Origin of the sequence: Bradyrhizobium sp. SHOUNA76, from assembly GCF_023006445.1 — a bacterium.
Lineage (GTDB): Bacteria > Pseudomonadota > Alphaproteobacteria > Rhizobiales > Xanthobacteraceae > Bradyrhizobium.
Map to the genome: position 1 here is coordinate 1 of NZ_JALBHA010000905.1, position 1,288 is coordinate 1,288.

Genomic DNA, 1,288 nt, shown 5'->3' on the forward strand with positions numbered 1-1,288 from the left:
GGTTCGCGCCCGCGACGAGACCGAACCCGACTGGGCGGCGGTCGGCCAGCCAGTCGCCGATCTCGTCGACAGCATCGCTACCGACCATCCCAAACCGCCGCCGGCGATATTCACCGGCTCCGCGCCGCCGCAGACGCAGATCGACGGCGTAATCCGCGATTGCGCGCAGCATCTGCTCGGCTCCTACCGCCGAAACGGTTTCCTGCCGACCTATGCCGCCTTCAACCTGATCGGCGATCCCGATTTCCGCGGCCGCGAGCTGATCATGGCGCTCACAGGCCTCAACGCCCGCGGCTACAAGAATTCCTCGCTGCTGTTCAACCTCGCCCGCGTCTTCATCGCGCGTTCGCCGGCACGGGCCGTCGTCAATCCGCCCTGGACCGGCATCGCCGAGCCGATGTGGGAGCCGGTGCAGATCCAGCACCGCTCGGCCTATTACGACGCGTTCTTCATCGAGGCGCTGCTGAGCTATGGCGAGACCGGGCTCGCCTCATCGGCCGACAAGGTCGCGGCAGAGCGCGCCATCGCCGACATGGTGGATTTCTGCGTCAACATCAGCCGCGAGGAGGTCGAGGGCATCGACGGCGCACGCTTCAACGTCATCACCGCGCTGGCGCCCGCGCCGCATCCGCGCTTCTCCCGCTACTTCGCGCAGATCAAGCAGGACCTCGGCTTCGGCATTTACGTGCCTGACTGTGACACCACGGCGTGCTCGATCTCGGCAGCGACGCAGGCCGGCTGCACCGACGCGATCATCGACCAGCCGCTTCTCGATTTCTATTCCGGCTACCAGGTGCGCGCCGGCATCAACGCGCCGCGCGTGACCGTGCCGCTCAACGACAATATCGACTATGAGGGCGGGGTCGCGACCTGGATCGACAATCTCGCGGGCGAGCGTCCCTACGGCAACGACCTCGATCCGACGCTCAATCTCGACATTCTCGAGGTCAGCTTTCGCAACCTCGCACGCTGGAAAATCCTGGAGACGCCGTCGCGGCTCGCCACGGTGCATCGCATCATCGGCTTCCAGAAGCGGCTGGCCGCCAGCGGCGCCTTCGCCAATCCGCGCTCGCACATCTATTACCTGCCGGAGCTCTACAGCGCCTATTTCGGCCGTTGTTATGCGGCCTTCCTGGCGCTGCCGCTGGCGGCGCAGGCCGCGATCGATCCCGCCGGCGATTTCGATTTCGTCCGCCATCGCGTGCTGTCCTACGTCAAGGGCGAGCTGATGGCCGCGGAGATGAACGTGTTCGACGCGGCGCTGGCGCTGATCGCGCTCGGCCATCTC

The 1,288-nt window shown here is 66.1% G+C and carries 1 protein-coding gene; it reads left to right on the top strand.

Going from position 1 to position 1,288, the window contains the following annotated elements; translation table 11 throughout:
- On the top strand, positions 1 to 1,288 hold a 1,288-nt coding region (locus MOV74_RS38440; RefSeq protein WP_246932755.1), incomplete at both ends, for a hypothetical protein.